The 25,196-nt window shown below is 42.7% G+C and carries 23 protein-coding genes and 3 riboswitches; of the genes, 7 read left to right on the top strand and 16 right to left on the bottom strand.

Annotated features, from left to right (window positions below; translation table 11 throughout):
• Nucleotides 1-6: 6 nt before the first annotated feature.
• The 5 genes from Q0993_RS04945 to Q0993_RS04925 all read right to left on the bottom strand — a co-directional run bounded on the left by Q0993_RS04945 (nucleotide 7) and on the right by Q0993_RS04925 (nucleotide 6,328).
• The gene (locus tag Q0993_RS04945; protein WP_299530236.1) at nucleotides 7-501 is read right to left on the bottom strand and encodes a CIA30 family protein; all 495 of its coding nucleotides are present in this window, start codon (nucleotides 499-501) and stop codon (nucleotides 7-9) included.
• A gap of 216 nt (nucleotides 502-717) precedes the next feature.
• Nucleotides 718-4,644: a cobaltochelatase subunit CobN gene (locus Q0993_RS04940; protein ID WP_299530234.1), complete on the bottom strand. Its 3,927-nt coding sequence runs from the start codon at nucleotides 4,642-4,644 to the stop codon at nucleotides 718-720.
• Nucleotides 4,645-4,782: 138 nt separating this feature from the next.
• Nucleotides 4,783-5,127, bottom strand: coding sequence for a DUF2149 domain-containing protein (locus Q0993_RS04935; protein WP_299530232.1), 345 nt, complete (start codon nucleotides 5,125-5,127; stop codon nucleotides 4,783-4,785).
• Between the two features lie 9 nt (nucleotides 5,128-5,136).
• Nucleotides 5,137-5,715: a MotA/TolQ/ExbB proton channel family protein gene (locus Q0993_RS04930; protein WP_299530230.1), complete on the bottom strand. Its 579-nt coding sequence runs from the start codon at nucleotides 5,713-5,715 to the stop codon at nucleotides 5,137-5,139.
• Nucleotides 5,716-5,719: 4 nt separating this feature from the next.
• The gene (locus tag Q0993_RS04925; protein WP_299530228.1) at nucleotides 5,720-6,328 is read right to left on the bottom strand and encodes a hypothetical protein; all 609 of its coding nucleotides are present in this window, start codon (nucleotides 6,326-6,328) and stop codon (nucleotides 5,720-5,722) included.
• 140 nt (nucleotides 6,329-6,468) lie between these two features.
• Nucleotides 6,469-6,689, bottom strand: a riboswitch (cobalamin riboswitch).
• A gap of 88 nt (nucleotides 6,690-6,777) precedes the next feature.
• Between Q0993_RS04925 and Q0993_RS04920 the strand changes: the two genes are divergently transcribed.
• From Q0993_RS04920 to Q0993_RS04895, 6 genes are all read left to right on the top strand, one after another.
• A complete protein-coding gene (locus Q0993_RS04920) occupies nucleotides 6,778-8,235 on the top strand; it encodes a cobyric acid synthase (protein WP_299530226.1) in 1,458 nt (485 codons plus the stop codon).
• Nucleotides 8,232-9,239, top strand: coding sequence for an aminotransferase class I/II-fold pyridoxal phosphate-dependent enzyme (locus tag Q0993_RS04915; RefSeq protein ID WP_299530224.1), 1,008 nt, complete (start codon nucleotides 8,232-8,234; stop codon nucleotides 9,237-9,239). The genes Q0993_RS04920 and Q0993_RS04915 overlap by 4 nt, the downstream gene beginning before the upstream one ends.
• A complete protein-coding gene (gene cbiB, locus Q0993_RS04910) occupies nucleotides 9,230-10,171 on the top strand; it encodes an adenosylcobinamide-phosphate synthase CbiB (protein ID WP_299530222.1) in 942 nt (313 codons plus the stop codon). Before Q0993_RS04915 ends, cbiB begins: the two co-directional genes overlap by 10 nt.
• Nucleotides 10,158-10,694, top strand: a complete 537-nt coding sequence (locus tag Q0993_RS04905) for an AAA family ATPase (RefSeq protein ID WP_299530220.1) — start codon at nucleotides 10,158-10,160, stop codon at nucleotides 10,692-10,694. The genes cbiB and Q0993_RS04905 overlap by 14 nt, the downstream gene beginning before the upstream one ends.
• Nucleotides 10,691-12,019, top strand: a complete 1,329-nt coding sequence (locus Q0993_RS04900; RefSeq protein ID WP_299530218.1) for a cobyrinate a,c-diamide synthase — start codon at nucleotides 10,691-10,693, stop codon at nucleotides 12,017-12,019. Before Q0993_RS04905 ends, Q0993_RS04900 begins: the two co-directional genes overlap by 4 nt.
• Before the next feature lie 93 nt (nucleotides 12,020-12,112).
• Nucleotides 12,113-12,700 (top strand): cob(I)yrinic acid a,c-diamide adenosyltransferase, encoded by a 588-nt coding sequence (locus tag Q0993_RS04895; RefSeq protein ID WP_299530216.1) that lies wholly within the window; start codon nucleotides 12,113-12,115, stop codon nucleotides 12,698-12,700.
• A 33-nt stretch (nucleotides 12,701-12,733) separates the two neighbouring features.
• Here Q0993_RS04895 and Q0993_RS04890 read toward each other — a convergent pair whose 3' ends face one another.
• The 3 genes from Q0993_RS04890 to Q0993_RS04880 are packed head-to-tail and all read right to left on the bottom strand — an operon-like array spanning nucleotide 12,734 to nucleotide 15,996.
• The gene (locus Q0993_RS04890) at nucleotides 12,734-13,777 is read right to left on the bottom strand and encodes an ABC transporter ATP-binding protein (RefSeq protein ID WP_299530214.1); all 1,044 of its coding nucleotides are present in this window, start codon (nucleotides 13,775-13,777) and stop codon (nucleotides 12,734-12,736) included.
• The gene (locus Q0993_RS04885; protein WP_299530212.1) at nucleotides 13,777-14,829 is read right to left on the bottom strand and encodes an iron ABC transporter permease; all 1,053 of its coding nucleotides are present in this window, start codon (nucleotides 14,827-14,829) and stop codon (nucleotides 13,777-13,779) included. The genes Q0993_RS04890 and Q0993_RS04885 overlap by 1 nt, the downstream gene beginning before the upstream one ends.
• 12 nt (nucleotides 14,830-14,841) lie before the next feature.
• Nucleotides 14,842-15,996, bottom strand: a complete 1,155-nt coding sequence (locus Q0993_RS04880; RefSeq protein ID WP_299530211.1) for an ABC transporter substrate-binding protein — start codon at nucleotides 15,994-15,996, stop codon at nucleotides 14,842-14,844.
• Nucleotides 15,997-16,108: 112 nt separating this feature from the next.
• Nucleotides 16,109-16,316, bottom strand: a riboswitch (cobalamin riboswitch).
• Nucleotides 16,317-16,440: 124 nt separating this feature from the next.
• A riboswitch (cobalamin riboswitch) is annotated at nucleotides 16,441-16,646 on the top strand.
• Nucleotides 16,647-16,732: 86 nt separating this feature from the next.
• Between Q0993_RS04880 and Q0993_RS04875 the strand changes: the two genes are divergently transcribed.
• A complete protein-coding gene (locus Q0993_RS04875) occupies nucleotides 16,733-18,610 on the top strand; it encodes a TonB-dependent siderophore receptor (protein ID WP_299530210.1) in 1,878 nt (625 codons plus the stop codon).
• 312 nt (nucleotides 18,611-18,922) lie between these two features.
• On the opposite strand, the gene Q0993_RS04870 is transcribed toward Q0993_RS04875, so the two are convergent.
• The 8 genes from Q0993_RS04870 to Q0993_RS04835 form a co-directional block, all read right to left on the bottom strand.
• Nucleotides 18,923-19,339, bottom strand: a complete 417-nt coding sequence (locus Q0993_RS04870; RefSeq protein WP_299530209.1) for a VOC family protein — start codon at nucleotides 19,337-19,339, stop codon at nucleotides 18,923-18,925.
• Nucleotides 19,340-19,384: 45 nt separating this feature from the next.
• Complete coding sequence (locus Q0993_RS04865; protein ID WP_299530208.1) at nucleotides 19,385-19,831, bottom strand: AraC family transcriptional regulator; 447 nt, start codon at nucleotides 19,829-19,831, stop codon at nucleotides 19,385-19,387.
• Nucleotides 19,832-19,993: 162 nt separating this feature from the next.
• Nucleotides 19,994-21,010, bottom strand: a complete 1,017-nt coding sequence (locus tag Q0993_RS04860) for an alpha/beta hydrolase (protein ID WP_299530207.1) — start codon at nucleotides 21,008-21,010, stop codon at nucleotides 19,994-19,996.
• A 90-nt stretch (nucleotides 21,011-21,100) separates the two neighbouring features.
• Nucleotides 21,101-21,925 carry a helix-turn-helix domain-containing protein gene (locus Q0993_RS04855; RefSeq protein WP_299530206.1) on the bottom strand — a complete coding sequence of 275 codons (825 nt, stop codon included), beginning with the start codon at nucleotides 21,923-21,925 and terminating at the stop codon, nucleotides 21,101-21,103.
• Nucleotides 21,926-21,953: 28 nt separating this feature from the next.
• Nucleotides 21,954-22,742 (bottom strand): PhzF family phenazine biosynthesis protein, encoded by a 789-nt coding sequence (locus Q0993_RS04850; protein WP_299530205.1) that lies wholly within the window; start codon nucleotides 22,740-22,742, stop codon nucleotides 21,954-21,956.
• 88 nt (nucleotides 22,743-22,830) lie between these two features.
• On the bottom strand, nucleotides 22,831-23,115 hold the full coding sequence (locus Q0993_RS04845) for a hypothetical protein (protein ID WP_299530204.1): 285 nt from the start codon (nucleotides 23,113-23,115) through the stop codon (nucleotides 22,831-22,833).
• Between the two features lie 17 nt (nucleotides 23,116-23,132).
• A complete protein-coding gene (locus Q0993_RS04840) occupies nucleotides 23,133-24,251 on the bottom strand; it encodes an NAD(P)/FAD-dependent oxidoreductase (protein WP_299530203.1) in 1,119 nt (372 codons plus the stop codon).
• Between the two features lie 199 nt (nucleotides 24,252-24,450).
• Nucleotides 24,451-25,161, bottom strand: coding sequence for a class I SAM-dependent methyltransferase (locus Q0993_RS04835; protein WP_299530202.1), 711 nt, complete (start codon nucleotides 25,159-25,161; stop codon nucleotides 24,451-24,453).
• Nucleotides 25,162-25,196 lie beyond the last annotated feature (35 nt).

Raw genomic sequence — 25,196 nt, 5'->3', positions numbered from 1 at the left:
AATACGTCAAAGAACCAATTCAATTTTTGAAATAAGAAGTTCAAATTTCTGTGGAACCTTATTACCAATGAAAAAGGTGACTTCTTCGATGCTATTGTGATTAAAATTTGGAATATTCAGTCGGCGCCCTCTGAAAGTAGGGTAGAGGTCTTTTAATTGAAACTCTACGGTCTCCCATTTGCGTTTGGTACTAAATGGGGATGTGTAGCTGTAGTATTCGTTTTTATCGTTCTTTACTCGAAATTGAAAATCACTTCCATCTCCTTTCAATGTAATTTTAAGGGTGCTTTCGGGATTCACCGAAGTCTTTTGAATAGCAAATCGTACCAAGGAAAACCCGCCATTATTTGCTAAGGACACCTTTCCAGAAAATCGGGCATACCCTTCATCTGTACGGGTAATTTCACCTTTAGAGCGGCCTCCCATAACGGCATCATCCAAAATGTACCACTGTTTTGTGTTGGAATTAATGTAAGAATCAAATAGGGTCTGGGTGTTCATATGAAGGGAAAAAGTATAAAAAATGGACGATTGTATTGAGTATGTAAAAATGAACTTTTCAAAAGCAATGAAAAATTAAGTGCTAGGGAGTTCCATAAAACAATTGTTTTTCTGCAAAAAGCGGATAGCTGCAATATGAAAATTCGTGATATGGCCTATCGTCAAGAATAGTTAAAGATTCCATTAAAATCAGGATAGAACCATGCTACGGGATACCTAATCTTTCTTCTTACGTTTCCGTGCAAAGTAAAAAACAGAATATACCGCCACCAAGACCAAGACCATCCATTTCCAAATTGAGGAATCGATGATGGATTGGGCCGCTTTCTTGGCATTCAATTCTTCTACAGCATAGCCTTTGACGTTCTTTTTGGGCAAATATGCACTGGAATTTTCGGCATCCGATGCCAGTTGGTCGCTGCTTGGCAACCCATCTGCGGCCAATCGCTCACGTATTTCTTGCAATTGCTTGCGATAGTTTTCCACGCTTTCCAAAGGGATACCTTGTACTTCCTCAAATTCACTATCTAGGAAGTTCGCCAGTTTTGGATTGTTGCAAACGTTCAAATTACAGGACAGTCCTACCTTTTCCACGGTCTCAAGAAATCCAGACAGTAACTTACGCCTTACGTCTTCATCGGGTGTCCAGTACGATTTCCGTATGGCTTCGTACATCCGGGAGATCATTACTTGGTAGGCATATAGGTTTTTGGATGCTTCAAAACGTTCGGCAATGTCCAATTCATAGGAATCCTCCACGTAAACATTGAAAAAGTTGTCCCACTTGCTTTCAGTAACGGCCTCGGGAACCGTTACTTGCCAGCCCCATAGGTTTGCCGCTACCTGTCTCACGAATCGTCCTCCCGAGTATCCTTCATCCAGCATGGAGTTGATCCATACTGGGTTGAAATAACGCGCTTGCAATTCCTTACTCAGGAAATAGCTCAACTTCTCGTTTTTCATCTGACCTTGGTTGGTGAGGTTGGAAACGATCACTTCAGGAGATTCGCCGTCTATCGCGCGAATAGCCAAGGCCGTTCCCCCCAGGTACTGAAAGAAATCATCATTATCAAGGCTCGCATACAAGTGGGAGGTCCTGCTGTGCAATACGGCTTTTGTCCCGGACAGGTTTTCTTTAAACAAGGCTATCAACAGGGAATCGTTAGCGGGTTGGTCTCCCCAAAAGTGATCGCTATAGGGAAAGTGCATGCGGTTTATAAAAACATCCGCCACTTCCGTATCCTCTTCCCAACTGCCCGAGGCATCGATTACGGTATTGGTTCCGGTGCCATATACGCCATCCGGAGTAGAAAAAATCCTGACCTCCGAAAGTGTCTTTGCCAAATTTTTCTTCACTCCCTGTTCAAGCAACATATCGTAGTGCCGCGCCATATTTTGCCGTACATAGTTGTCTACTTCGTCCTGTTTCGAGGCCAACTTCACTGCCTTATCCAGCAATAGCACCAATTGGGGGAAAATATCCCGGTAGAGTCCCGAAGGAATAAGTATTACGTCCACTCTTGGTCTTTTCAGGATTCGATGAGGAACCACTTTTAGGTCCACTACTTTGCCGTACCCATCATAAACAGGCCTTACCCCCAAAAGACTTAAGATTTTTGACTCCATAATGCCTTCATTGCGAATACATTCGGTGGACCATAAATTAAAGGTCACCTTATCGGGAAATGCCCCGTTGTGTTCCTTTTGGTAGGTTTGAATTAGATCCTCCGCGAGGATTTCTCCAGTTTTGTAAACCTCCTCGGAGGGAATGTAATCCGCATCGAAGGCGTAAAAGTTTTTGCCGGTCGGGAGGGAATTGGGATTTCTTAAGGGATCGTTCCCAGTGCTTGCAGGAATATATTTACCGCTTAAACCGTCTACCAAAGCACTAAGCTCCGCTTCTGCACTGGCCATAATACGCTGCCTTATATCATCGGCATAGACTTTTCGCTCCTCTTCACTGAGACCGCTTTTTTGTGAGACTATGGCTTCTACATTTTTCTCGATATAGTCCGGTTTGGGCAGTTTTCCGAAGGTATGCAGGCCAAGCGGTGAATGTTGCTCTTGAATCTCTTCTATATAATGTTCTACGTAATGCAACTGTGCCTCTTGTGCAATGGCACCAAAGGCTAAATCAGCTATAATTCCTGATTGTTTTGCGTATTTGCCTATTTCATTGAATTTGGCCTTCGCAAGTGCTGTACTTTTGGATTTGGCGATTCTATGCTCGGAAATAAGCTGTTCCAATTTAGCCAGCACTGGATTGATAGCGATTTTGTCAAAAGGAGGGGTCATATGATCAATGATAATGGCCCCTGATCGGCGCTTTGCCTGAAGCCCTTCGCCCACATCATCAACGATGTATGGATACACATTTACCATATCCCCGATCAATGCTTCCGAGGCATCATGATGATTTAGCCCGGTTTCCTTTCCGGGTAACCATTCCAGGGTACTATGCGTGCCGAGGTGTACAACCGCATCGGCATCGTAGCCAAATTGTAAATAGAGATAAAATGCTACGTATTGGTGATGGGGCGGCACAGAGATATCGTGATGCATTATGTTTGAATCTTGCGACCACCCACGGACAGGCTGGGGCGTAAGCAACACATTGCCATATCGTATGGATGGAATTACGAAATACTTCTTTCCATTTTTATCCTTCCAGATCATAATGGAACTCTCTTCGGGCTTTCCCCATTCTTGCTCGATTTCTTTTTTTAAGGGACTGGAAAGTTTGGCATACCATTTCAAATACAACTCCATGGGAACCAGCGTGGCTTTACCCTTCTCTACCAGTTTATCGATTTCTTTCGGTGCCCATTGTCCGATATTCAGGCCATAGTTGGAAACCTTTTCGAATACATCATCTTCAGTAAGCACTTCACTACCAACGCCATATCCTTCTTTTTTCAATCTGGAGAGGATGGAATAAAGACTATTGGGCACCACATTAAGGTAGCTTGCCCCTAAAAGTTCCTTACCCGGGGGGTGGCTGTAATAAATCAGTGCAATTTGCTTCTCGTCATTCGGTTTATTTTGCAAAACGTGCATTTTCTGTACCCGCTTTAGCAATCGCTGTACCTGAAATAGGATGGAACGCTTTTCAGTCCACTGCGTTGAAGGATTCACCTCCTCCTTGCTACTGGTCACGATAGGTTGTACCATTCCCATCTGTTCGGGAATATTCAAGGAACTGGTACGCTTGTAAATGGCTATGCCTTTCGTACTCTGCATCCACTCATCGGCGGTCTGATTTACCTGAATCATATTGATGACGGGGATGCCGAGCATTTCAAATAGTTCCCGGTTGGTACGTGGATTTGCTCCGAGCCAGGCGGCTTGTGCCAGGATTACTTCTGGAACGAGCCGTTTATTTCGGTCATAAAACAGCTTTTCGGCCTCTTTTTTCCCAGGATAACCATAATAGAAAAGCACATTGAAGCCATTCTCTTCAAACTGTGAAGCGTACTCCTTGAAATGTGTCAACTGCTCGGACAAAAAATCACTTCGCCACATGTTTATGGCAATCCAAGGATTACCTTTCATATAAGCGGCATAGTCCTGTTGATACGATTCAAAATCCTCATGGATTTTTTTGTTTTGAATATTGCAGAGGGCAAATTCAGGCATGGGAATCGGACGCTGTTGGGGAATGTCGAAACGAAATGCGCGTTGGCATTGATCCAATACCATACCCACCAGGTTGTCGCGCCCCGACTGCTCGTAAAACTCAATGGTTTTTGCATCCATTTGGATAGCCGTATATGCTCCAAGACCCGTAGTTTCATTGGAGCCTACTGCAAATACCTTCCTTCCGCTTTTCGCCATGTCATTCAAAAGTGGTAGTACGTGCCCGACCTTTGCGGCATTGATGATATCGATGAATAGCAACTGATTGCTACTTAATTCTTCGTAGGTGAGTAAATCAAGGTCGGAATGATAGTAACTATTTATGCGGGCTTCCACACCGTACGCTGCCAAAGCTTTCTGTGCATCCTTGGCTGTATCCTCTCCCAAAAAACGGTAGGAGTCCGTAAGGATAAGGGCAATATCTATTTTTTGGTCTGTGCTTTGACCCTTTACACCACTGGTCAAAAAGAGAAAGACAAGACAAATTGAACGGATTATATATTTCATATATTTTGATCTAGGTCAATGGATTGATTTTTAAATATTTACATGCTTCGATATCCCTCGGCATAGCTCAAGGCAAGTCGCTCGGCACAAGTTTGTATTCGGTATACGAATCGCCCTAAAAAATCCCGTTTAGCGCGTTTAGTCTTCTGGTATGTAAATAACTCGTCCATCTTCGAGCTTATAGGCCGTACCCAGTTTTACCCCTCTTCCGGATTCACTGGTTTCGGTGACTTTTTCAATTTTGATATCTTTCCCTTTCTTGGTAATGATTTGGATTTCACCATTGGCCATGGTCTTGGTAATGACCAATTCTGAATCGGGGTTGAAGAGATCGAGCGTACTATAGGCCATAAAAAGTGCAAAAAACAGTGCCACGATAAACACGATGCTTACATCGAACAAGTTGGCCATGCTCCCAATAGGATCGGCTTCCGAATTAAATTCCTCATCGATCGACGAATACTTTCTGAGTAAACTCATCATTCCAATTACTTAGCTGTTGATTAAATTTTCGGTATGTTCCAGTTCATTCTCCCACTCCATCAAACTCCTTTCACATAGGGACTCACATTCCAGCAGATCCCTTTTCATCCATTCCGTTTGCTTATAATGCATCAAAAATGCAGTCAGTCCGGAAGCCATACCCACCACTGTGGTGGTAAATGCAGTCACCATATTGGCCGACATGATCATAAGATCCCCTTGGGACAGGGAGGCGAGCGCGGTACCCATTGGAATTAATGTTCCCAGGAGACCCAGTGAAGGCCCTGCTTTAACCACCAGTCGATTGGCACTGAGTGATTTGTTGTAGCTTTGATGCCATTTGCGAAGCTTGGAGACAAGGTCATATTCAATGACCTTGTAGGTTGCAGCAGGAGCTTTAAAATAATCCGCATGTTGCGCTTTAAACGCTTGGATTCTTTTAAAGTTTTTGTTGCGCCTTTGCTTTAGTTCGCTCATAAACTTCCCGACGGCCACCACTTGATGCAGCAATACCAAGAGTACTCCCAAAAGCACAGGGTAGTAAAGCAAATTCGCAATGGCTAATAAAATGGATTCTAAAATATTCATAGGCCTAAAGTCTTGATTTCTCTTTCCAAAAGAAGCCTCCAAGCATCAGTACGACTAGCGCGCCAAGAAGCCAAAAGTTTTGTCGATTTATAATTTGAGCTATGGGAATGGTAGCTATGGGTTTCAGATTTTGCTGTATACTACTTAGGGCAACGGGTTCTACCATAAAGAGCAAAGTAAGCAGTGCTCCAGCTTTGAGAAAATACTCCTTCAAGTCCACTAGAAATTTGGGCCATTTGTTCATCATTCCAAGAAGGGCTACATAAAAAAACGGAGCTGCCAACCCTATAATCGGTAGTTCTAACCAAAAGTATAGGTGAGCATATGCCATAAAAGTTATTCCGGCAAAGACCACTGTTTTTCCCAGTCGTCCAGAATCAGGAGCGTATAAGTGTAGCATGTAATCCAGTATCAAGAGCAAAAAAACGAGGAGTTGCAGATTATATCGTATATAGCTTTCAAGGAAAATGCACAAAAGGGCAATCCCCAAAAAAGTAATCAGAACTGAGACACAAGATATTTTTTTGTGTCGTATGGATTCAACAACTCCATTTGTCCCATAAAGACTGAGAAAAACCGTTTGCAGACCAACAAGAACTAAATCGATAGCCATTCTTTATGCCATTTTTCCGAACACCAACTTAGATGACAGGATCCTGGCCTATGGCACTAATCAATACAAACCAACATTGAAGAGCTATGATTTTTTTGGTCAGTATGGAATGTATCATTTAGCCTTTAATCCCGAAAGCTCTGATATGGATATGTCTTGGCAGGTCTCCTGGCTCGTTCAACTTGGTCTTCCTTCCCATCTGCATAATGGCAAATAGTGGAAAATAATTTGGCCAAAGCTTATTGAACTCACAGTTGCGGGTACAGCTCCGGATTTGCCGCTTATCGGCAGCTCACCGGATTCCCATATTAAGGTCTTCTCCAAATAAGGGAGAAAATCCACCAAAAACACCGTGATGCAAATTAGTATTTATTCATGACTTTGAATAGTTTTGGCTACATCTTTTTAGGATTCATTTTATCAAGTAAAAAGACCATTAGCAGTATCCAATGAAGAAAATAAGACCGATCATGATTGTGGGAACTGGATCCGATGTCGGCAAGAGTTGGATAACTGCCGGAATCTGCAGATGGCTAAAAAATCACGGTTTTGATCCGGCCCCATTTAAGGCCCAAAACATGTCGCTCAACAGCTTTTCAACGGCGGATGGATTGGAAATCGGTAGGGCACAGGCCGTACAGGCCGAAGCCTGCAAATTGGCGCCGATGGTTGAGATGAATCCCATTTTATTGAAGCCTTCGGCAGAAAACAAATCCCAAGTGGTGTTATACGGTAAACCGCTGGGCGTACAAACAGCGAAACAATATTTTACAAATGATAAAAATCATTTGTTTGAGGAAGCACAAAGGGCTTTCCGCATTCTTGACGGCACCTTTAGCCCTGTAGTGATGGAAGGGGCAGGCAGTATCAGTGAATTAAATCTGAAACATCGGGATATCGTGAATATGCGCATGGCACAGGCGGCTAATGCGTGTGTATATCTTGTTGCGGATATTGATAAAGGTGGAATATTCGGGAGTGTCTATGGCACTATCGCTTTGCTGGAAGAATGGGAACGCAATTTGGTAAAGGGAATCATCATCAACAAATTCCGTGGGGATCAAACCCTATTTGAAGAAGGGAAGAAGATGCTGGAAGATTTGACGAAAACGCCTGTACTTGGGGTGCTTCCCTATGCCTCGGATATTGTGTTGGAAGAGGAAGATTCGGTGGCACTTACACAGCGGAAAACAACCGCTCAAAATGGAAAGTTGAACGTGGCGGTTATACGCCTGCATTATATGTCTAATTACACAGACTTTCAGGCCATGGAGCAAGAGCCGCTCATCAACCTATATTTCACCAGGGATGCAGAAGAGTTGAAGAAAGCGGATGTTCTCATTATACCGGGAACCAAAAATACCATTGAGGATTTAGTGGCCCTAAAGGAGGATGGAATCACCGAAATCATCAAAAGCTTATATGGTAGCCTTCCGGTTATCGGGATTTGTGGCGGATATCAAATGATGGGAAAATGGATAGAAGATCCTTTTCAAGTGGAAAGCGATCGAGGCAGGGAGATGGGTATGGGCCTATTTGATAGTACCACCACCCTAACCAAGGAAAAAACCGTAATACAACAAAACTTTAGGTTCAAGGATTATCGGGAAACGTGTATGGGTTATGAGATTCACATGGGGGAAACTAAAGTCCCCGAGGACAAGCATCTAAACTTGATTGATGGATCACCCGAAGGCTACTTTGACGGGGACAAGAGCTGGGGAACATATCTTCACGGTATTTTGGACAACCAGGTCGTGATAAACGAATTGCTTCGTGTGAAGCATAAGGATACCCAAGCGAAAAACTATTTACAATTTAAGGAAGCGCAATACGATACCCTTGCAGCCTGGATTGACCGGCATTTGGATATGGATACTATTATCAAAAACAGTGAAGGAGGATGATTTACGGACATGGAGATGACCTGTATCGGTACAACGGTAAAATAAAGCACAACTTTAGTTCTAATGTATACTATAAGGGATGCCCCCTCGAACTCTTGACCAAGATTTCATCCGCTTTGTCTATATTGGAAAACTATCCTTCCCCAACTGCAGCGGAGCTCAATGAAATGGCAGCAAGGAAATTTCGGTTGCACAAGGACCAATTTTTATTTACCAATGGAGCCACTGAGGCATTTTACCTGATCGCACATCTGTTTTCAGGGGCATCTGCGGCTATTGTGGCACCCACCTTCTCGGAATACGAGAATGCCTGTAAAATTCATGGGCTGGATTACCATTTGGTTGATAAAACAAGGTTCAACCCCAACGACTACCAGGTGGTTTTCATTTGTAATCCGAACAATCCGGACGGGACCTTTTTCTCAGCCGAAGTACTGACCCAACTTATCGAAGAAGCGCCGGACACGACTTTTGTGATAGATGAAGCCTATATTGAATTTACCGATCAAATTGAATCTCTCGGGCCTTTGGTCAAAGGTTTGAATAATCTGATCGTAGTTCGATCTTTGACCAAGACCTTCGCCGTTCCCGGCATACGATTGGGCTATATCATCTCCTGCTCGAGAATTATTGAGCAACTTCTCAGCAAAAAAATGCCATGGAGTGTAAATGCCTTGGCCATTCAAACCGGATTACAAGTTTTTGAGCATTATGATCGATGGCTCTTCAATATTGAAGAACTACTCCAAGCAACCCGAGAATTTATCCGAGAACTTTCGGCGATCCCTTGGTTGCAAGTAAAACCCACCTATACCACCTATTTCCTAGTTGAATTAAAGAAAGGTACCGCTTCTGCGCTTAAGGAATTTTTGGCCACACAGCACGGTATCCTGATTAGGGATGCTACAAATTTCCAACGGCTTCATGGGGAACATATACGCCTTTCTACACAAAGCCCGGGAGCAAATGCAGCCCTTATAAAAGCTCTCAGACTTTGGAACTAGCCCCGATTTATATTGTACTGACGGCCTTTGCACTGGACACCCTGTTGGGTGACCCGCGCTGGTTGCCCCACTTGATCGTACTTTTTGGGAATATCATTTCCTTTGGTGAGCGCGTTCTCAATACCGGTAGAAACCCATTCATGAAGGGCTTGGTTTTGGTCATTTTATTGACAACATCGGCTTATGCCCTAACCTATTTCTTGTTGGCCTGGTTGCAAGCAGTGCATCCCATTCTTGCTGATATTGTAGCGGTTGTTCTTTTGTTCTATTGCCTGGCCAACCGAACACTTATCAAGGAGGGTAGAGCCGTATTTGACACCTTGAAAAAAGAAGGGCTGGAGGCAGGAAGAAAACGGCTCTCATGGATCGTGGGAAGGGATACCACCAAGCTCAATGAACAGCAAATACATTCGGCCACCTTGGAAACCCTTTCAGAAAATTTGAGTGATGGAGTAATTGCCCCCTTGTTTTACTATTTCATCCTGGGGGTTCCCGGTGCAGTGACCTACAAAATGATCAATACACTTGACTCCATGATAGGGTACAAGTCCGATAGGTATGTCAACTTTGGAAAGTTTGCCGCCAAACTCGATGATGTTGCAAATTTCATTCCTGCTCGGATCACGGCCTTTCTAATGTTAGTGGTGACCGGTAAATGGAAGGGGTTGAGGTTTGTTGTGCGAGAGGGCAAAAAACACGCTAGCCCTAACGCAGGATATCCGGAAGCGGCATTAGCTTACATTCTGGATTGCCAGTTTGGTGGTCCCAATGAGTACCACGGTAAACTGGTAGAAAAACCATACATTGGGCATACTAAAAAAGTGCTCACGGATAAGGATTTAGGAATCGCCATTTATGTGAACTGGGCGGTAAGCGTACTTAGCATCATTTTGGGTTGCTTCGTTTTCTACTTGACAAATGGCAGAGTATAGTAAAAAATACATCATAACAGGAGCACCGGGAACCGGAAAGACTACTTTGATCAAGGATTTGGAAAAGGAATTTCCTTGTATGCATGAAGTGTCCCGAAAAGTAATCCTAAAAGAACAGGAAAATGGCGGGGACGCTATGCCATGGCAAGATTTGGAAAAGTTTGTAGCATTGGTCTATGATGCGTTTATCATCAAACTTGATTTAAACCCCAAGGCCCTCTTTACCGATCGGTCTATCCTTGATTTGATCGCCTATCTTAGGTTGGACGGTAAAACGATTCCCCAACAACTGGATACCTTTCCCTATCTGGATAAATTTCATCGGAAAGTCTTTTTCGCTCCCGTATGGGAGGCAATTTACCAAAAGGACTCACAGCGATTACAAGACTTTGATCATTGTGTGGCGCTGGAAAAGGCACTTGTCAATATTTATCGAGAAAAGGGATTCGAGGTTGTAAGGCTCCCGGAAGACACGGTCGGTAAGAGGATACGCTTCATCTATGAAAACTTAAATCAAGTATGAACCGGAAAACTGACCCCCAAAGCCGATTTATCATTGCCGCACCCAATAGCAATGCCGGAAAGACCACCGTTACCCTGGGGTTGCTCCGATTATTCCGGGAAAAAGGCATTTCAGTTCAGCCCTTCAAGGTAGGGCCGGACTACATCGACCCAAAATTTCATTATCAGGCCTGTGGAAAAACGGGTATTAATTTAGACCTGTTCATGATGAGTGAACCCTATCTCCATGAGCAACTCAGTAGTTTTGGAAGGAATCAGCGGGTGAGTTGCATAGAAGGGGTCATGGGGCTGTTCGATGGCGCTAGAAAGGCAGAAGGTAGCACGGCCGAACTGGCCATCAAAATGAATCTTCCGGTAATCCTCGTAGTGGATGCGAAGGCAGTGGCCTATTCGGTCGCCCCTCTGATTCAGGGATTCAGGAACTTTGACAAAAACTTGAATTTAATAGGTGTGATATTCAATCGTGTGGGTTCTGAAAATCATTATTCCTTTTTAAAAGAGGCGTGCGATGATATCGGTATACAGTCATTTGGGTATGTCCGAAGATTGGAAAATGTTCAAATTCCTTCGCGCCACCTCGGTTTGGATATCACTCGTCTTGAACAATACGAGGAGACCATCCAGACCCTTGCCACAGAGATGGAACAAACGCTGGATTGGCCATCGTTGTTAAAGGAAACGACCTATCAATCATCATTAACCCCCTCACCCGATTACCACACCAGCAAAAAATTTCGGTTTGCGATTGCTATGGATGAAGCCTTTAATTTCATTTACCCCCATCATATCAAGGTTATGGAAGCTATAGGGAGTGTTACTTTCTTCAGCCCGATTCGAGACCAAAAGGTACCTGAGTCCGATTTTGTGTATTTCCCTGGGGGATATCCAGAATGTCACCTAGAAGCGTTATCCGGCAACACTTCCATGCTTCAAAGTGTACGATTATTTGCGGAAAACAGTGGAAAAATATTCGCGGAGTGCGGAGGTATGATGTATTTAGGAAAGCGTATCACTGATCATGAAGGCAATGTATTTAAAATGGTCGGTTTCTTCGATTTTACGTCTAGCATGGAGGGAGCGAAGATGCGTTTAGGTTACCGGGAGGTGATATTGGATCACTTGCGATTAAAGGGGCATGAATTTCATTACACCACGATGAAAGAACAGCATGAAACACCTTATAAGGCCACGGTGTTAAATGCCAAGGGAATGGAAGTTAAAACCAATATTTTTGTTAAGCAGAAAACAATGGCATCCTACATCCACTATCATTTTGGTGAAGAAAACATGCTATTAAACCTGATTGCCATGTTAGAAAAGCAATGAAATGAATGTCAAAATCCTGACTTGTATTTTACACCATCCGATTCTTGATTTTTATCGGGAGTTTCCGGATATATTCTAAAACAAACCATACCTATGAAGATATATACACGTAAAGGGGATAACGGAACAACCGGCGTATTCGGTGGAAAAAGAGAACCTAAAAATGGACCGCGAATCGAGTGCATTGGCACGTTGGATGAAGTAAACAGCACTATCGGCCTACTTCGTGCCAAGTTGGAACCAGATCATGCTTGGCAGGGAAACTTGCATAGGATTCAAAAAGACCTCATGGATATGATGTCACATTTAGCCCGCCCTTCCAATTCCAAAAAGGAAAACCCGAATCCCAGACCCCTAGATGGAGCGGATTTCTGCGAACAGTGGATCGATAAACTGGAAGAGGCATTGAGCAGTCCTTCGGATTACTTCCTGCTCCCGGGAGGAAATGAAGTTTCTGCATTATGTCATGTGTGCAGGACACAAATCCGCCGGGGGGAACGGGCATTATTCGGTCTTGTGGACAGTGATCCTGAATGTGTGGAAGATTATGTACCAGCCTATATCAATCGCTTATCGGACCTCTTCTTTACCCTGGCAAGAGCCGAGATGGACAAACATGGCGTAGCAGAGGAAAAATGGAACCTTTTCCTGTATAAGCGCAAAAGGAAAGCCAAAGGTTAAATGACTATCTAGGTAGATTTCATAAATGTGTTGTTAACTCGGCGTTTCTTTGCGCAAAGCACGCAAAAGCCCGGCAATATCTTGACAATAAAGTGTATTACCATTGCTATTAAGCTGCCAAAGGTTGTTGATATACTGCACTTTAGGTTGTACATCGGGATTCTTTACCACTTGGTAGCCCTCCCTTTCCAAGGCCCGACGGACCCAAATACTATGAACGCCATTTCCCAATAACGACACCTTTCCCTTGATGGGATGTACCACCTTAAAAGCGCCCGAGTGCTTATCAAACCGAAAGGCATTGCTTTTGAAAACCTGCTCGAACATGCCCGATAAAACCAGGTCTTCTGGCGTACCACTTTTCATATTTTCCTCCCGATTCATTAACCAGATCGTATCCGCTGTCTGGAGCGCAAGGTCCAGCTCATGGGTAGATAAAAATATGGCCTTGTTGGTTTCTTTGGCCAAACGCTTCAGGATGTTCATGATTTCTACACGATTCGGCAAATCCAGGTGAGCGGTTGGTTCGTCCAACATAATGAGGGGCGTGTCTTGAGCCAGTGCTTTAGCGATGAGCACCCGCTGCTTTTCGCCATCGCTCAATTCATGAAAGAACCGATCTTTATACTCATTTAAATGCACATTATCCAACGAACGTTCAATGATTTCATAATCTTTTGGTCCCAGCTTTGCAAAATAGTTGGTATACGGATAACGGCCTATGGAAACAATGTCCATTACCTTCATACCTCCCACATTTATTTTATCCGTTAAGACCAGGCTTAATAACCGTGCATATTGATGTGGTTTTATTTTTTTTACATCAACCTCAGAAATCACCGTATCTCCTTCCAACGGTTTTTGCAGCCCGGCAATGGTGCGCATCAAGGTAGACTTGCCACAGCCATTTGGACCGATGAGACATACTAGCTCGCCGTTATGAATTTTTATATTTAAATCCTTTTCAAGTTCCAGTACATCGTGTTTCGTTCGGTAGCCGATAGTCAACCCACGGGTATAGAGTATAGGTATGGTGAAATGGGCATTGCCGTTATTTATCTTCGATTGATGGTCCATTAGAATGCCCCTTTCATTTTCTTGCTTTTGATAATGATCGCCAGAATAACAGGTGCACCAAAAAGCGCAGTAACGGAATTTAGCGGCAGTGTCGTTTGGGCGCCGGGTACTTGTGATACGATATCGCAAACGAGCATGATTACCATGCCACACATCATGGTTGCCGGAATCAACACCTTATGGTTGGAAGTGCGGAAAAGTAAACGCGCCAAGTGTGGTACGGCTACACCTATGAAAGCGATAGGGCCGGTAAAGGCAGTAATCGTACCCGCTATAATGCTGGTGGTCAGAATCAATTTCAACCTGGTTCGGGAAACATTGACACCAACCCCGGTCGCATAGTTCTCACCTAAAAGCAGGGCATTCATTTGCTTGGAATAGAATAGTGACATTACGAGCATAAGCATTATAATAGGCCCCATTACCCGCAGTTGGGACCAGGCTACCCCGGAAAGGCTACCAAATGTCCAGACCAGAAAGTTTTGGATCAGCTCGGGATCGCTAAAGTACTGCAAGATATTCACCACTGCCCCAGTGATAAAACCAAACATTAATCCTACGATAAGTACCGTCACCGTATCCGACACCTTGGATGACGCCAATAGCACACCTAAGAGTACTAAAAACGATCCGACTATGGCAAAAAGAACAAGGCCCCAACTGCCCAATGTTTCTTGAAAATTGGCGGTTACTCCAAAAATTGCCGTTGAAGAAAGCACAAAGACGGCCACTCCCAAACTTGCCCCATGGCTAATTCCCAATACGGATGGGCCTGCCAAGGGGTTTTTGAAAAGTGTTTGCATCTGTAAGCCGGCTACCGAAATGCCTGCTCCCGTTAAAATGGCGGTAATTGCCTTGGGAAGCCTAAAGTTAAAGAAGATGTATTCCCATGATTTTTTGGAAGCATTCCCAGAGATAATTTTAAGCAACTCCTCTACCGATATTTTTACGCTCCCTAAGCTCAAATCCAACAGGAAAAGGCATAGAATTGACACAAGTCCAACAAGCACAATTCCCCATGATTTCAATATGTTATTATTGTCTTTAGTCAATTGACAAACCGGTTATTGTAATTGTTTGTAATAGTATAGCTTATGATCGGGAAGTAGATTAGGGTGGAAAATTCTAATAACGTCTTTCAAAATAAGATCGGGCCGGGTCATACCGCTTTCCCAATAATCGTTACCGCCATTTTCGCTCATTCTTTTGTTGAAAGTATATACATTTCCGTCCTTAAAAGCCTTGAAAAGCGAGTATCGTTCGTCCATCATCTCCAATTCCTTCAAAGACTGGGCCCGGGGACCGATCCAATAATCGGCGTCCACCAAGTCGTCAAGCACCACTTCAAAACTAAGCGGGAGACTTCCCGTTGACTTTTTGTTCTTATAATGATAGTCTCCACCCGCGTCTAGTATCAGCTTGGCCAAATAACTCTCCGAACCGGGCATGTACCAGGTTCCCTTAAAATTATTACCGGTCATGATAGACGGTCTTTCATCAATATTGGAGGTAAGTGATAACGCTTTTAAATACTCCTTTTCCACACTCCTAAAGATGGAATCTGCCTCTGCATCCTTATTGAAAAACGCTCCGATATACTTTATCCATTCTGCCCGGGCCAGCATACCGGTTTCCATCCATTCTACATTGTAGGAAATGGGTATCCCGATCTCCGTCAAACGCGCATCTTCATTTCTAACATTGTCCATGCCCGTTCTCATGACCAGCTCTGGAGACAGATCCATCAGAACCTCAAGGTTGCTATCTTTTAGAGAACCTACTTCGGCTATTTTGCCTTGGTTTACGCCTTCGTAAACATAAGTGTTAAAAACATATCGGTCATTGGCAATTCCTATTATTTTGTCCAACTCATCCAACAACCCAATAAAACCGATATGCGGGCTGGAGGTAGCTACTACTTTATCTATGGGTACTGGAATCTTAAATTCTGCCCATTCAACGGCAGGTGCTTTTCTTCCTTTGGGGTATAGCACATAAGATACCAATGTATCGCCTGCTACCCAAGGATTTTTGACGACAACGGTTTTAAAGTTTTTCTCCTCGTTCACCATAAAATGTTGGGCGTATTTTACGTCAGGCTTAAATGAAGAGCCTGTGGTCTCTTGGGGAGTAGATCCATTTCTTTGTGATCGATTCTGATTTGACTGGCAACAGACCAGAAAAACTACACTAACAATTGCCAATATGTTCCTTCGCATTTTTTGAGTATTAATCCAAAACCAATATTCGAGAATGGTGCTAATGAATGGAACATAGGTATCCCAACCTGTAAGTAGTCCGCATTCGATAGCTCCATCCCCTAAGCGTCGAATTGTTGCTGTTGAAATAGGTAGGTCTTCTGGCTTGCCAGGTTTTACGCCTTCCCATCCGCCGGCTGGCTGATAGTGGCTCTGTATATAAAACCCCTCGGAACATTTGAGTTTGGCCTACAGCTGCGGGGGCAGCTCCGGAATTGCCGCCAATTGGCGGTTCACCGGATTCCCTTTTATGCTTGCGCACCGTATTCAAATGTAAAAATAGAATTTTCTGCCAATTTGTTGAAAGATGGGATAATTTGAAAGGAGTGATAAAAGCTAAATAATTCTAATTCAACTCTTTACAAGATAAACGTACTTCTTCTGCGATTTGCTTTCCAAAAAATATATATTTGCGGTCTATTCGGTGTTCATGTTTTGAACCTTTAAGGCATGGACTTAATAGGGAATCTTGTGAAAATCAAGAGCTGTCCCCGCAACTGTAAGTTCAGTAAGCTTTGGCCACTTCAAATTCCACTGTTCGTCAAATGGCGGATGGGAAGGAAGCCAAAGTTGAACAAGTCAGGAGACCTGCCGGATTAAAACCGACAATTGCAAGCTTCGGGTGAAAGCTTTCATGCATTATTGGCTTACTTCCCAATGGAAGTGGCATTTGTTTAAAACGACTGTAACCATAAGTATGAAAACGTATTTTTTTGTTGTGGCGGTGACCTGCTTTGTTACTGTTGCAAAATCACAGGATTCGCTAAAAGTAGTCCAGTTGGATGACGTGGTCGTCACCGGAAACAAAATTGAGACTCCGATAGAGAAATCGGGAAAAACAATATTTAAACTGAATCAAAAGGCAATTGAGGCAAATCGAGGTAAAGATGTCATGGATTTACTCAATGAGATTCCCGGTGTTCAAATAGATGGAAATTTCGCCACTCCGGGTACCAACATAAGCTATCGAGTAAGAGGGGCACAAAGTGAACAGACCTTGATACTGATTGACGGAATACCGTTTAACGACCCATCCGGTCTCGCCCAGACCTTTGACCTCCGTATGCTGGATTTAAACCAGATCGCATCCATTGAAGTGCTTAAAGGAGGCTTAAGTTCTTTATATGGTACAGGTGCGGCAGCGGGAGTAATCAATATTAAGCTCAAGGAATCGGCCAAAGAGACCTTTAAAACCATCCTAAATATGGAGTATGGTAGCTTTAATACCTTTACGTCCAATGTGAATGTGTCGGGGAAGGCTGATAAATTCAATTACATGGTCAGTGGCTCTTACCGATCTTCAGATGGGTTTTCCGCAGCACTTGATACATTAGGGACCCAAGACTTTGATGATGACGGTATCAAAAGCTTAAATTTTTTAACAAGATTGGGCTATCAATTCAACGAGAGATTCTCTTTAGGGTTTTTGGCGGCATATGACGATGTTGCCAGTGATTTTGATGGAGGAGCCTTTAGGGATGATGACTCGGAATTAGACCAAAAACTTCTGAAATTTGCCCTATCTCCCAGATACCAATGGAACAGTGGTAGTCTAAAAGGAAACATCTCATACCATACCAATGAGCGAATCTTCAATTCCCCCAATCGTAGCAATCCCGATGAAAGGGACATTAGCGAGTTTAATGGCAATACCCTGCAAGCAGATGTCATCCTAGATCAAGTGCTCAGCAATGAGATACGACTTATCGGGGGAATCAACTTTCAACGTCCGGTGTGGGATCCGGAAGATGCCGATAGCGAAAGCTTTACAATGATCGATCCCTATGCATCATTGATCTATGACCATGCCAACTTCAACGTACAACTTGGAGGTCGTTTGAACAACCATAGTTTGTATGGGACCAATTTTGTTTGGAACGTAAATCCAAATTATGTTTTCAATTTAGGCCAAAGTAAGCTCAAAATTCTGGGTTCCTATGCCACTGCATTCCTTTCACCTTCATTGAGTCAATTATACGCGGGTGATTTTGGCTTTCTTATCGCAGACGCGGGAAACCCGGATCTTGAACCACAGGAATCGGAAACGGTTGAAGGTGGGTTCGAATGGTTTTCCAATGAAAAATTTAGATTTGGTGGGGTCTATTTTTATAGGAAGGACAAGGACTTTATTGATTTCGTATTTAATGATGATTTTACGGAAGGCACTTACGTGAATCTTGAAGATGAAACCGAGGTAGGTGGTGTAGAGCTTAATGCGAGTTATGCCTTCCTGCCGCAACTCACCCTGGCAGGACACTATACGTACACCAAATCACTTACCGATGATGTGATTTTAAGAAGGGTGCCCAATACTAAGTTTGGTTTTACATTGTCCGCTATTCCAGTCGAGAAGTTACTCGTGAAATTGACACACTTACATGTTGGGGAGGTTCCCGAAAATAATGAAATCACCTTGGACGCCTATGATCTTTTTGATGGCTTTGTATCCTATAGTTTTAAAAAGCTGACCGTCTCAGGAGGTATTAACAACATTTTTGATGCCGAATATGTAGATCGTTTTGGGTGGGCCACCGCAGAAAGAAATTACAATATTGGATTGAGATATACATTCTAGCGGTAAGTTGTTTAATGGAAAAGAAATCCAGTTCATTGTTATGTTGGAATCGACAAACAATTTCTCCTCTCCTTACCAATGCTTAATCTGAACGGTTGTTGGGAGGATAAACCGAGAGGATATCTTTTTTAGCTACTATTCTGCAAATTAGGGTAAGCCTAAGCAAGACCAAGGCCACCCGTACTAACGGGTGGCCTTTTTCTTTTTATACCTCCAGATAGAAAGCCCGTTTGCTTCTTAGGTTGTCCAACCTGTAATCGTGGGCAGAACCCATGGTATGACGGACCAGGGTTATACATTGATGTGTCGCCTTTATTCCTTCTTCTTCTCACATAGGGAGAACCAGTTCCCCGAGTCATCAACAAACAAAGCTTCGTAGGCATAAAATTCCTTGGTCGGCTCCTTCTTGAAAACCACACCTTTAGTCCTTAACTCCTCATACGTTGCAAGCAAATCGTTGCATTCGAAAACGCCGAAGCCAAATGTGCCCTTTTTGACCAATTCTTTCATTTGTTCCGCCGCTCCGTCCTTAAACATCATTCCTTCCTGAATGGGCATCAAGGAGATTTCAAGTTCGGGTTGTTCCGGTGGGCAAACGGTAAGCCAACGCATATCAGGACCCATGGGGGCATCGGTATGAATTTTAAATCCAAGTTTGTTTACATAAAAATCCAATGCACTATCCTGATTTAGTACAAATACACTAACATGGTTCAATTTTGTTATCATTTTTCCAAATTTTAATTGTGAGTCCCAAAGCTCATCAACCGACATCTAAACAACTTCTTGAAAATTGCTATTCTTTGTCCAACCTTTGGTCTCAGCAAAACAATTTGGAATAAATTTTAAAGGCTTGTCCGATATCTCCACTTTTCTTTGTAATTCTCGAGATTGATATTTCTTGGGAGTCAAACCTACTTCCTTTTTGAAAAGTCCCGTAAACGAACTCGGACTATCGAACCCAACCGCAAAACAAGACTCCATAATTGGAATTCCTTTTTTTAAATGCCGTTTGGCTTCTTCTATCCTAACGGAAGTCAAATACTTATACGGTGTTTTTCCATAAATGTCCTTAAAAAGTCTGATGAAATGAAATTTAGAAAAATGGGATTCATCTGAAATATTGTCGAGGTCAATTTTATCACAAAAATTTTTGTCAATAAATAGCTTCGCCTGAACTATTCTTTTGTACAAATACATTTTCGGATAGTCATTTTCCATTTTCGGGTTCCCTTACTTTTGGTTACTATCGGGGATTTCATGCAAGCCCAGTAAGGAGGTAAACTGCGGTTGCTTGAGCTAACAAGATACTCAATTAATTGCAAAAAGCGATTTGAGCTTCTACCCAAACCGCTACTATTTTTATGTTGTTAGCTGTAGTTATTACCTCATATGCTTATTGAAGAAAGCGATCATTTTCTCAGGGTTGACGCCAAAGTAGTTATATCCATCAAACCTGCGATTGGTCCCCTCGATCCACAACAACTCTTTGTCTTCCGAACTTATGCCGTCAAAGATTTCTTGGGCATCCTTGGGATTGTCCGTCCAAACATCATCTAGAACCTGGGCCATGAAGTAAGGCACTTTTACCGCATGGGAATAATCTTGGGGACGCATTTCCCCATTGGTAAAACCACCTAATTTTAGTTGTTCCAAGTCCATTAGTTCCATGTATTGATCCAATCCCATCAAACCGGCAAAGGAGGTCATTAATGCAGTCATGGAAACCGTTAATGGCCCGAAAAAGCATTTGATATCTGCAAATAGTTCAGGATGCCTGTACATGGCTTCATAGGCCGCATTACCACCGGTGCATCTGTTGTACAACCCGCATTTCATCCTGCCCAATTTCGGATGATTTTTTACATATTGCTGTGCGCCTACTACATCGCGCCACTCATAGCGACCGATACCACAAATCCCTCCATTGGCGGCTCCACTAGTACCGTGGTTTCTTAGATCATAGGCCAAAATATTATAACCCGCCTTTGATAGATGTGACATGTGTGCTACAAAATCGATTTCAAGTGTATCGACCCCTGAAAAAGGTTCCCCAAAATGTCCTGTAAAACCTGAACGACTCATGGGCATTGGGTGGTTTATGATAATCAATTTGTCCGACGATCCCCGGACGGAAGGGATGTACCAGCCCTCAAGGGGAGTGCCATCACTAGATGGAAAGTAAACATCCTCCCAAGTTGCCATACCATGGTCTGCTGGTGTTTTGTGAACCGGGGTCCTAAACATGGGACGAACCGCAAACTCTGCCAAATACTTAATTGTCCCATAGGCTTCTTCCGAAATTGTTTTTTGCTGCGCTATTGCTTTGTTGTAGGCCTCTTCGCCCATTCTACCTTTTAAAGTACCATCAATTGCATACTCCAGTGTTTTTTCGAACATGACATTTGTTTTTTAGTGAATATAGCGCAACAAAGGTCTTTCGGTTCACTTGAAAACTATGAAAACAAATTCAGGTAAATAGGATACAAATTACAGGTTGGAAAAGCTAGAGGGCGAGACTCCGGTTATTTTACGAAACAGTCGGGAAAAATAGTTGGGATATTCAAAGCCAAGTTGATAGGCAATTTCGGAAATAGTGGATTTCTTCTGGGCCAAAAGGGATTTGGCCACCTTCACTATATGCTGATGAATGTGTTCCAAAGCCGGCTTTCCCGAATAAAATTTGATCACATCACTCAAGTAGTTTGGTGTTACGTTCAATTGGTCGGCAAAAAAGTTTACCGAAGGTTGAGCAGCGCTACCATCTTTCCCATAATAGTTATCCAGAAGAGAGAAGAAATCGTTGACCAATTGACTATAGTGTTCTTTTCGTTCGCCGAACTGTCTTTTGTAAAATTGGGCCACGTGGGCAAAAATTATGTTACAATAGGCAAGGACCAAGTCCATGGAAAAAGCCGCCTTATTGTACTCTTCCAATGCCGCCTTAAAATGATGGGTAATAACAATCTCTTCTTCGCTTTTTAGAAAAAGCGGTTCATGCAGACCATAGTTCAGGAAAGAGTATTCCAAATGCTGATTATTTGAAATTAGGTCTTCCGTAATATTGATGAAAAAGCCTTTCCAAGGTGTGTCCGTTTTCCATTCAATAGGTTGGTTGGGACTTGAAAAATACATAAAGCCCTTTTCCCTATCATTTTCCAATCCATATTTTATGGAAATACGATAGAAACTGGGATACACCGGAGGAGACGACAACAGGAAATCACTGGGATACTCGCCTATGTCGATGAGATTATGCTTGGGTAATCGTAGGTTGGTATACGTATTAAATTCCTTTATATTTTCAAATCTCATAGATTTCAATTACTAGCAATGGGCGCCTTTATTCCGTCCATAAGTTTCCAATCGAATAAGTTTTTGCCTTTCCGCTAATGATTACCCTGTCCTTTTTGTTTTGGCAATAGAGTTTCCCGACCCTATCGGAAATTTGCATGGCGTCTAATCGGTTCTTTCCAAGTCTTGATGACCAGAATGGGATTAATGAACAATGTGCCGATCCGGTCACCGGATCCTCCAGAATCGACGCTTGTGGCGTAAAAAATCGCGATACAAAATCACAACTATCTCCTTTTGCCGTAACGATTACGCCGCCTGGGTCAAGGTTTATTTGGTCAAATACGTTCCGATCCACTCTAATATTACGAATTTCCTGCTCCGTATCGTAGACTAGCAGATAATCCCTTGATTTGTAAACCTCTCTCGGTTCAATGTTTAGCGATTTTCCAATTATATTGGGCAAGTCCGAAGAAATTGGCATTCGGGATGGAAAGTCTAAACTGTATAGATCATTTCTTAAAGAAACGATTAAATCCCCACTTTGGGTTTCAAAAATGATTTCGTCTTTGGGATACTTTAAAATGGATTTTAAACAATGGGCGGTGGCCAGGGTTGCATGTCCACATAGATCCATTTCAATTTCGGGAGTAAACCAACGTAAATGTATTTTGTTACCCCTATCCACAAAAAATGCCGTTTCGGCGACCGCATTTTCCTTCGCTATGCTTAATAAAGTATCATCCGGTAACCACTGGTGTAAAGGAACTACACAGGCAGGGTTTCCTCCGAAGGTATTCTCTGTAAACGCATCTACTTGATAGAGTTCTAATTTCATTTTTTGGTTTTTAAATCCTTCCCCACCATGGAGACAGTCATTTATCCGTTCGGTACAGGATGAATCCTGTTAGGATATAGATGTTCTTTTACAGAAAGAATTTATTAAGGTAGAAAAAAACCAAGACTAAACTAAAAGTGGCTCCCACATAGCCAAATAAACGCCTTATGGTATGGCTTGTGTGATTTAGTTTCTCTTCACTCATGTCTCCCTCACCAATATCGGACATTGAGATATACATTGCACCAAATATGACCCAAGACATGGTCATTTCAAAACCGTCCGTAAAGTAGGCCAAAAACCCGGACAATATCAGGGAAAATCCGGCTATAAGATGTAGTTTCTCTATGGGGATGATATGCCTTTTTTTCATTATTGACTGCTAAAATACTAACAAACGCATTCGTCACCACAACAACTCAAGTCGGATAGATACATTCCGTTTGCCTTCCATTTTTCCAGTAATACAGAAATCACTTCTTCCTCGTATTTTTCTTTTCTCAAAATGTCCTCGACAATTACCCCAAATCGCTGTCTGAACTTATAAATAAAACAGAAGATATGATCGCCATGTCTCACGGAAGGACCGGAAAGGTACAGGTTTTTATGACCAAAGAACTCATCGGTTTCCTCATGCAGTTTTGGACTTCCGTCCTCTGTATAGGTTATAAATTCTTCAATGGGTTGGGTTACCAAGGAAAACCCCGTGGCACATATTGGCCTTTCTTCGGTTGTAATAACGGTTTCGTCTTCTAACTGAAGGTTATAGGCATCTTCTTTTTTAGTTACGCTGATTACACGGTCCACAACTTCGGAATACAGCGGTGAATTCTTTAGTTTATCGTATTTAGGATAGGTATAAGGTGACAATACCCTGGAGGGATCGCTCGTATTCGCATCATCTATTTGGTACGGATTTATCAGGGTCACCTTTTTGTCCGTATTAATTAAATCAAAAGCAATTTGAACGCCACTTTCATATCCGCCCACAACAACGAAGCTGGTTCCTTCCAATTTCTCAGGGTCTTTGATAAAAGAACTATGCACGCAGTGCTGCGACCCTAAAATGTTTTTTATTTGGGGATTTTGAAACTCTCCTGCAGCCCAAATCAAATACTTGCAAAAATATGGGCCTTGACTGGTATGTAGCATCCAGCTTTCGTTCTGCCGATGCACTTGTATCACCTCAGTGTCCAGATGTGTGTTTATCTGAAAATAATACGCAACCGCGTTGAGGTATTGGGCATATTCGCGCCCCGTTACATGCTCTTTCCTAAAGGTAAAGGCAGGTGAAGTTGCTTCACATATCGAATTCAAATCCATTTGTCCAAAAGCATTGCTCGGAAATGAAGGGGTTATCATTTCCATGTTTTTAGGCCATTTCAGAAAAGAACTCCCAATTTCTTTTTTTTCCAAAACAAGATAGTCGATGTCCGACTGATCCAGAAGAGCTGCGACCCCTAGCCCTGCAGGACCGGATCCAACTACTATAACGTTGGTAATTGTCATTTTTTGCTAACCTTTTGTAAATCGAATACTAGACAAAAGTAGGGCTAAATAACCCTAGATGCAACCGAGTTGCATTTATGGTATGGAGATTACAAATAATGACTTAAGCAAAGAAAAAGGTGTTGCCACTAGGCTTTGTATAAGAGCCGTTTTAGCGGTTTTTCTGGATTGTCTGTGATCGCCTTTGCGTGTTATGACATTATTTCGCTTTAATGATATATTGATAGGGAAGTAAATCTACGTTTACGGTAAAGGACGTATAGCCCGCTTTTTTTAATTCATTGACCACGATGTCAATGGGTAACTTATGGTCCAAAGGAGGGCCAACGGGAGTTTCAGATTTGAAAAAATCGATAATGACCAACTCACCGTTAGGTTTTGTACCCTTTTTTACCTTGGCAAAATAATCGGAGCGGTTTTCAATATGATGGTACGTATTGACAATGAGTACCATGTCTGCCTCTTTTTCTTTCAAGTTCGGGGAATCGTACGGTATTTTACGGGTTTCAATATTCCTTAAACTATTTTTTTCGATTCGATTTTTTAAGAATTCCTGAAACTTATCATCTACATCGGCTGCAATGACTATTGCCCCTTTTTCCGCTAGTTTTACGGAAAAATAACCGGAACCTGCTCCGATATCCACAATAGTTTGCCCCTGTATATCGCCTAAATACTCCAATACTTTTTGAGGGTGTTGATATGAATCTCGTTCCGGTGATTCGAATCGCTCGATTAAATCCTCGAATGAGGACTGATGCATATACGCATTGGCCGAGCCGTGTTTGGGTTGCCCATCCTTATGATGCCCATGACCATTTCCTTTTACTTGATCCTTTCCGGGACCACGGTGCTTATCGTTACATCCAAGACATAGGACGACTAGGATTATAAAAGCTATGTTTTTCATTTCCGTATTTGTTTTACGATTGATTGGATGATAGC

This window comes from Ulvibacterium sp. (assembly GCF_028285715.1).
Classification (GTDB): domain Bacteria; phylum Bacteroidota; class Bacteroidia; order Flavobacteriales; family Flavobacteriaceae; genus Ulvibacterium.
The sequence above is the reverse complement of the archived record's forward strand: the minus strand, read 5'-3'. Positions and strand labels throughout refer to the sequence as shown.